Below are 6829 nucleotides of genomic sequence, written 5' to 3'. Positions count from 1 at the left end.
GACAAACTATTTTTGAAAAGAGAAAAAGACAAACACCAAAAATGACGTTTGTCTTCGTTCTGACATGTGAACTAGAACTACATGTTTGTTATTCTGCAGCTTGTTGCCAACGTTTTGCTAGAGTCCGTGAAAGGCTTGAAATAGCTAGGTTGAAACTGAAGTAGATTAGGGCGATGAGGATATATAAGCTGAAAACCTGTTCCGGTTCAAAGTATCGGCCCATGAGGATTTGACTAGCACCAAAAAGCTCTTGGAGGGCGATTACAGAGTATAGGAGACTGGTATCCTTAATCACTGTTACAAATTGAGAGATGATGGCAGGGAGCATCTTGCGGATGGCTTGCGGTAGGATGATGTGATAGAGGATTTGGCGATAGGAGAAACCTTGTGCCATTCCAGCCTCGTATTGTCCTTGATCCACTGCGTTAAGACCACCTCGGATAATTTCAGCAAGGGCTGCTGATGTAAAGAGAGTAAAGGCAGTGATTCCGGCTGAGGTAGATTTCATTTTAAAGACTAAAAAAATAGTGAAAATCCAGAGTAGATTAGGAACATTTCGTACAAATTCAATGTAGACACTAGCAAGGATTCGTAATAGGGTGTTTTTTCCGTTACGCATGACAGCAAGGATGGTTCCAATTAGTGTTGAAAGCGTGATAGCAATCAAAGAGATATAGAGGGTTAGACCAAAACCTTTTAAAATAAAGATGAGGTTGTCTAGACTGAGAACTTCAAGAATACTTTCCATAAAAACCTCCTAAAGTGAATAAGCTTTTTTGTTAGCTTGCTCCATTTTTCGTCCAAATTGAGCAACAGGGAAGCAGAGGGCAAAGTAGAAGAAGGCGGCGCCTAAAAAGGCAGGGACATAGTTTCCGTTGAGTGCGGACCAAGATTTGGTGACAAACATGAGGTCAACTCCAGAAATGATAGCTACTGTCGAAGTATTCTTAATCAGGTTGACGACTTGGTTGGTCAAGGGAGGGAGAATGATGCGAAAAGCCTGCGGTAAGATAATCAAGTGCATTGCATTTGCATAGGTGAATCCCTGAGAAAGAGCTGCTTCGAGTTGGCCTCTAGGGATAGATTGAATTCCTGACCGAATGACCTCAGCGATATAGGCGCCGTGGTAGAGTCCGACACAAAGAACGGCAGTCCAGTAGATGGGAATCATGATAGTATAGTTACTAATCAGAGGCAAGCCGTAAAATACAATAACGAACTGAACTAGGAGAGGGGTGTTTTGATAAAATTCGACAAAGATACGGGACAAGATCCGTAAACTGCCATGTTTGCTAGTGGATAAGATACCGAATAGGATGCCCAATAGCATGGCTAGGGCAAAAGAACCTAGAGCGATAGCTATAGTAAAGAGAAATCCGTTAAAAAATTGACCAAAATGTTGAAAATAAGCTGTCCAAGATGATGAATCTATCATGTAGCTACCTCCTTATTCTGCTGAGTGTTTGGAAGGTTTGAGATTGTAGCGATCGTATAAGTCCTGCAAGGTCCCATCCTGACTCCATTTGACAACCAATTGATCTAGATAGTCATTCAGTTGCGTGTTCGATTTTTTGGTTACAATACCATAGTCAGAAGGTTTGAAGCTATCGTCAAGTAGTTCTGTTCTTTTGCTGGTATAGCCGGAAAGGATAGAACGGTCTACCGAGAAGGCATCAATCCGATGGGCGTGGAGGGAGGTGATTAATTCAGGATAAGATCCGAGTTCGACAAATTTAAAGGCAAGGCCTTTTTTCTTACCCAAGTCGCTAATCAGTTTTTGGGTGATGGATCCTTGTGCGACTCCAATGGTTTTTCCGTTCAAATCCTCAATATTTTTAATCTTACCTGATTTATTTACCAAAAATCCACAGGCGTCTGTATAGTAAGGGCTGGTGAAGTTGTAGAGCTTTTTCCGCTCATCTGTGATTGTGAAGGTGGCGATGTCCATATCCACTTGTTCATTGTCTAATAGAGGACCTCGCGTTTGGGCAGTAACTGGAACATAGCGGACCTTGACCTTGAGTTGACCTGCAATTAGTTTAGCTAAATCTGTTTCAATACCTGAGAATTCTCCTGTTTTCGGATTTTTATAGCCGAAATTCGGAACGTCTTGTTTGACGCCGACAACGATTTCTCCCCTTTTTTGGATATCTGCGATACTGGTATCTGCTTGAGCTGATGTCACAAATCCAAAACTTAAAAGGCTGCTAACTACTATTGCAAGAAAGAAATTCTTTTTCATAGGCTTCTCCTTATTTGACCTTGTCACTTTCGTGGTTAATAATCTTGCTGAGAAATTGTTGGGCGCGCGGCTCACTTGGGTGATCAAAAAATGCATCCACATCTGTTGTATCGACCAGGACTTGTCCATCTGCCATAAAGATGATGCGATCAGCTACCTTGCGAGCGAAGCCCATTTCGTGTGTGACGATCATCATATTCATGCCGTCATGGGCTAATTTTTGCATAACAGCAAGGACATCACCGATTGTTTCGGGGTCGAGAGCTGAGGTTGGTTCATCAAAGAGTAGGAGTTCAGGTTTCATAGCTAGGCCTCTAGCGATAGCTACTCGTTGCTTTTGTCCACCTGAAAGGGTAGCTGGATAGGAATCTTTCTTATCCCACATATTTACAAATTCTAAATATTTTTGCGCAGTTTTTTGAGCCTCTTTTGGATCTTTGCCTAGTACTTTAATCGGTGCAAGAGTTACATTTTCTAACACATTCTTATGTGGATAAAGATTAAAATGTTGGAAAACCATCCCTACTTCCTTGCGGAGAGGGACTAAATCTTTTTGGCTAGCACCTGCTACTTGGTGTCCATTTACCAAGAGACTTCCACTATCAATCGCCTCTAGACCATTGATAGTACGGATAAGGGTTGACTTTCCAGAACCAGATGGTCCAAGTAACACAACGACTTGGCCTTTTTCAAAACGAAGGTTGATATTCTGGAGTGCGTGGTAGTCTCCGTAATACTTTTCAACAGCTTTAAATTCTACTAAAGTCATAATCATTCTCCTTTGTGTTAGATTTTTTAACATAGATTCTACAACAAAAGCGTTTTCCTGTCAAATGATATTACAAAGAAATTAGTAAAACTTTGATAAAAGCAAACCGGATAGAGAAAAACTGAAAATCATGTTATAATAAAACGATAGAATCGTAAGAAAGAGTGGATGATTTTTTTGATAATTCCTACTTATAATTGGCAATTTGCTCCGCAAGTTGAGGATGCGGATTTTACAAAGATAGCTAAGAAAGCTGGTTTGGGCCCTGAAGTGGCTCGTTTGTTATTTGAACGAGGTATTCAGGATGAAACCAGTCTGAAAAAATTTTTAGAACCTTCTTTAGATGATTTGCATGATCCCTATCTTCTGCATGATATGGAAAAAGCAGTGGAGCGGATTCGTCAGGCTATTGAGCAAGGGGAGTTGATTCTCATTTATGGTGACTACGATGCGGATGGAATGACTTCGGCTTCCATTGTCAAGGAAAGTTTAGAGCAGATAGGTGCTGAGTGTCTTGTTTACCTTCCCAATCGCTTTACAGATGGTTATGGTCCAAATGCCAGTGTCTATAAATATTTCATTGAACAACAGGGCGTGTCTTTGATTGTGACGGTGGACAATGGTGTGGCGGGGCATGAAGCTATTGATTTGGCTCAGTCGATGGGAGTGGACGTCATTGTGACCGACCACCATTCTATGCCTGAGGATTTACCAGATGCCTATGCTATTATTCATCCAGAACATCCAGGGGCGGACTATCCTTTCAAGCATCTAGCAGGTTGTGGTGTCGCTTTTAAGTTGGCTTGTGCCCTTTTGGAAGAAGTGCAGGTTGAGTTGTTGGACTTGGTTGCTATCGGTACAATTGCCGATATGGTCAGTCTGACGGATGAAAATCGTATCATGGTCCAGTATGGTCTTGAGGTCTTGCGCAATACCCAACGAATGGGCCTGCAAGAAATGTTTGAAATTGCTGGGATTTCGAGTAGTGATGTGACAGAAGAGACGGTTGGTTTTCAGTTAGCGCCTCGTTTAAATGCCCTAGGGCGCCTGGATGATCCCAATCCAGCTATTGATTTGTTGACTGGATTTGACGATGAGGAAGTGCATGAAATCGCTCTTTTGATTCATCAAAAGAATGAAGAACGTAAGGAAATTGTTCAGTCCATTTACGATGAAGCTAAAGGCATGGTGAATCCTGAGAGAAGTGTTCAAGTTTTGGCTAAGGAAGGCTGGAATCCGGGAGTTCTTGGAATTGTAGCTGGGCGCTTACTTGAAGAACTGGGTCAGACAGTCATTGTCCTGAATATCGAAGATGGACGCGCAAAGGGTAGTGCTCGAAGCATTGAAGCGGTTGATATTTTTGAAGCTTTGGACCCGCATCGAGAACTATTTATCGCCTTTGGTGGTCACGCAGGCGCTGCAGGTATGACCCTTGAAGCGGATAAGTTGGAAGTCTTATCTGATCTTTTGGACGCCTATATCCGAGAAAAAGGTGCAGATGCCCAAGGTAAAAACAATCTATTTTTAGATGAAGAACTGGATTTAGAGACCTTGAGTCTGGAGACGGTGAAAAGTTTTGAACGTCTAGCTCCTTTTGGGATGGATAACCAAAAACCTGTCTTCTATATTCGAGATTTTCAAGTTGAAAATGCTCGCGTTATGGGGGCTGGTAATGCTCACCTCAAGCTGAAAATTTCCAAAGGTGAGGCTAGTTTTGAGGTGGTCGCTTTTGGTCAAGGTAAATGGGCGACTGAGTTCTCGCAAACCAAGCAATTGGAACTGGCGGTGACTCTCTCTGTCAATCAATGGAATGGTCAAACTACCTTGCAGTTGATGATGGTTGACGCCCGTGTAGAAGGTGTCCAGCTCTTTAACATTCGTGGCAAGAATGCCTTGTTACCAGAAGGGGTAGCCATTTTGGACTTTACGCAAGAGTTACCTGATGTGACCTCTTGTTCAGCTATTGTCGTTAAGAATATTCCTGAGGATATATCCCTCCTTAAGAAAATCTGTCAGGAGCAGGAATTTTTAGCTCTTTACTTTAAAAATGATATAGCCAAGGCTTACTATTTGACGGGATATGGAACGAGAGAGCAGTTTGCAAAATTGTATAAAACCATCTATCAGTTCCCGGAGTTTGACATTCGCTATAAACTCAAGGATTTGGCGGCCTATCTCAAGATTGAGCAAATCCTGTTAGTTAAAATGATCCAGATTTTTGAAGAACTTGGCTTTGTGACCATTGAAAATGGAGTCATGAGGGTGAATAAAGAGGCTGAAAAGCGTGATATAGCTGAGAGTCAGATTTATCAAAAACTGAAACAAACTGTCAAGGAGCAAGAAATAATGGCGCTTGGAACAGTCCAGGAAATCTATGATTTCTTAATGGAAAAAAATGAATAGAGATAGAAAGAGTTGGCTTGCTGACTCTTTTTGTTTGCTCTCAAGTGGAAGTTAGTTGAAGTAGAGAATGGAGAAAGAAGTGGAAAAGAAATTCCTAGTAGAGTATAAGTATCAACAGAAGAAAGAATTTGAAGTTAGTTTACCGATGCCGAGGGTGATCTTTTTAGATTTGTTTGATTTTTTGGATCAGAAGTTAGAGTCGCTGACTTGTTATGACGCTTTTCTTTTGAAAAATTATGTTTAAAAGTATTTTGGATAAATCCCTTGGTAAATCAAGTGGAAGTTACTTTGAGAAATCACCTTAAAAAATCAACAAACGATTTAACTTGTCAAAGCAGAGGTTTATTGTTATAATAGGTAGGATGGAGGCGTTATGGCACTTAAAAAAGCAAGTCTAGCCTGTGCGGTTTGTGGTTCTAGAAATTATTCGATTAAGATTAGTGGAAATCCAAAACCAACACGCTTAGAAGTAAATAAATTTTGTAAACACTGTGGCAAGTACACCACACACCGAGAAACGAGATAGGAGAAAACGATGCGTTTTATTAAGGACATTTTTAAACTTCTTAAAGAAACAACTTGGCCGACTCGCAAGGAAAGTTGGTTAGATTTTAAATCTATCATGGAATACACTGCTTTCTTTGTAGTGATGATTTATATTTTTGACCAATTGATTGTTAGCGGATTGATTCGTTTTATTAATATTTTTTAAAATAAGCTAAGAAAAAGATCTAGTCGCTGAAATTCTTCAGTTAGGAAAGGAAAAAACATGGATAGTTTTGATAAAGGATGGTTTGTGCTACAAACTTACTCTGGCTACGAAAATAAAGTAAAAGAAAATCTATTGCAACGTGCACAAACATACAATATGTTAGAAAATATTCTACGTGTTGAAATTCCTACACAAACAGTGCAAGTGGAAAAAAATGGAAAGAAAAAAGAAATCGAAGAAAATCGCTTTCCAGGTTATGTTCTTGTAGAAATGGTTATGACCGACGAAGCATGGTTTGTTGTACGTAACACACCAAACGTAACAGGATTCGTAGGTTCACACGGAAACAGATCAAAACCAACTCCACTTTTGGAACAAGAAATTCGCGATATTTTAGTTTCTATGGGTCAAACTGTCCAAGAATTTGATATTGATGTCGAAGTTGGTCAAACTGTTCGCATCATTGATGGTGCTTTCGCAGATTACACAGGTAAGATCACAGAAATTGATAATAATAAAGTTAAGATGATTATCTCAATGTTTGGTAATGATACAGTAGCGGAAGTAAATCTTAATCAGATTGCAGAACTTTAACCAAAAAAATTATCAATATAAAATCACAAACAAAGACAATTGTAAAAGAGACAGTTGTCTTTTTTTACGGCTCATTTGTCAGTATTCATACTTCCTGATACACCTTGGA

The 6829-nt window shown here is 40.2% G+C and carries 8 protein-coding genes; 4 read left to right on the top strand and 4 right to left on the bottom strand.

The window, feature by feature from the left end; translation table 11 throughout:
* Window positions 1-88: 88 nt before the first annotated feature.
* Genes HMPREF2837_RS03590 through HMPREF2837_RS03575 form a run of 4 tightly spaced genes read right to left on the bottom strand, consistent with a single transcriptional unit; the run spans window position 89 to window position 3011 of the window.
* The gene (locus HMPREF2837_RS03590; RefSeq protein WP_049548455.1) at window positions 89-748 is read right to left on the bottom strand and encodes an amino acid ABC transporter permease; all 660 of its coding nucleotides are present in this window, start codon (window positions 746-748) and stop codon (window positions 89-91) included.
* Between the two features lie 9 nt (window positions 749-757).
* Window positions 758-1435 (bottom strand): amino acid ABC transporter permease, encoded by a 678-nt coding sequence (locus tag HMPREF2837_RS03585; protein ID WP_049548456.1) that lies wholly within the window; start codon window positions 1433-1435, stop codon window positions 758-760.
* Window positions 1436-1447: 12 nt separating this feature from the next.
* Window positions 1448-2242, bottom strand: coding sequence for a transporter substrate-binding domain-containing protein (locus tag HMPREF2837_RS03580; RefSeq protein ID WP_075230656.1), 795 nt, complete (start codon window positions 2240-2242; stop codon window positions 1448-1450).
* 10 nt (window positions 2243-2252) lie between these two features.
* On the bottom strand, window positions 2253-3011 hold the full coding sequence (locus HMPREF2837_RS03575) for an amino acid ABC transporter ATP-binding protein (RefSeq protein ID WP_049548457.1): 759 nt from the start codon (window positions 3009-3011) through the stop codon (window positions 2253-2255).
* A 177-nt stretch (window positions 3012-3188) separates the two neighbouring features.
* On the opposite strand from HMPREF2837_RS03575, the gene recJ reads away from it, so the two are divergent.
* The 4 genes from recJ to nusG all read left to right on the top strand — a co-directional run bounded on the left by recJ (window position 3189) and on the right by nusG (window position 6720).
* Window positions 3189-5414 (top strand): single-stranded-DNA-specific exonuclease RecJ, encoded by a 2226-nt coding sequence (recJ, locus tag HMPREF2837_RS03570; RefSeq protein WP_049548459.1) that lies wholly within the window; start codon window positions 3189-3191, stop codon window positions 5412-5414.
* A 373-nt stretch (window positions 5415-5787) separates the two neighbouring features.
* The gene (rpmG, locus tag HMPREF2837_RS10645) at window positions 5788-5940 is read left to right on the top strand and encodes a 50S ribosomal protein L33 (RefSeq protein ID WP_001809375.1); all 153 of its coding nucleotides are present in this window, start codon (window positions 5788-5790) and stop codon (window positions 5938-5940) included.
* 9 nt (window positions 5941-5949) lie between these two features.
* The gene (secE, locus tag HMPREF2837_RS03565; protein WP_001211016.1) at window positions 5950-6126 is read left to right on the top strand and encodes a preprotein translocase subunit SecE; all 177 of its coding nucleotides are present in this window, start codon (window positions 5950-5952) and stop codon (window positions 6124-6126) included.
* Window positions 6127-6183: 57 nt separating this feature from the next.
* Window positions 6184-6720, top strand: coding sequence for a transcription termination/antitermination protein NusG (gene nusG, locus HMPREF2837_RS03560; protein ID WP_045763385.1), 537 nt, complete (start codon window positions 6184-6186; stop codon window positions 6718-6720).
* Window positions 6721-6829 lie beyond the last annotated feature (109 nt).

This window comes from Streptococcus sp. HMSC071D03, from assembly GCF_001812125.1.
Taxonomy (GTDB): domain Bacteria; phylum Bacillota; class Bacilli; order Lactobacillales; family Streptococcaceae; genus Streptococcus; species Streptococcus pseudopneumoniae_N.
Note: the sequence above shows the minus strand (reverse complement) of the source record. Positions and strands in the feature narration are given on the sequence as shown.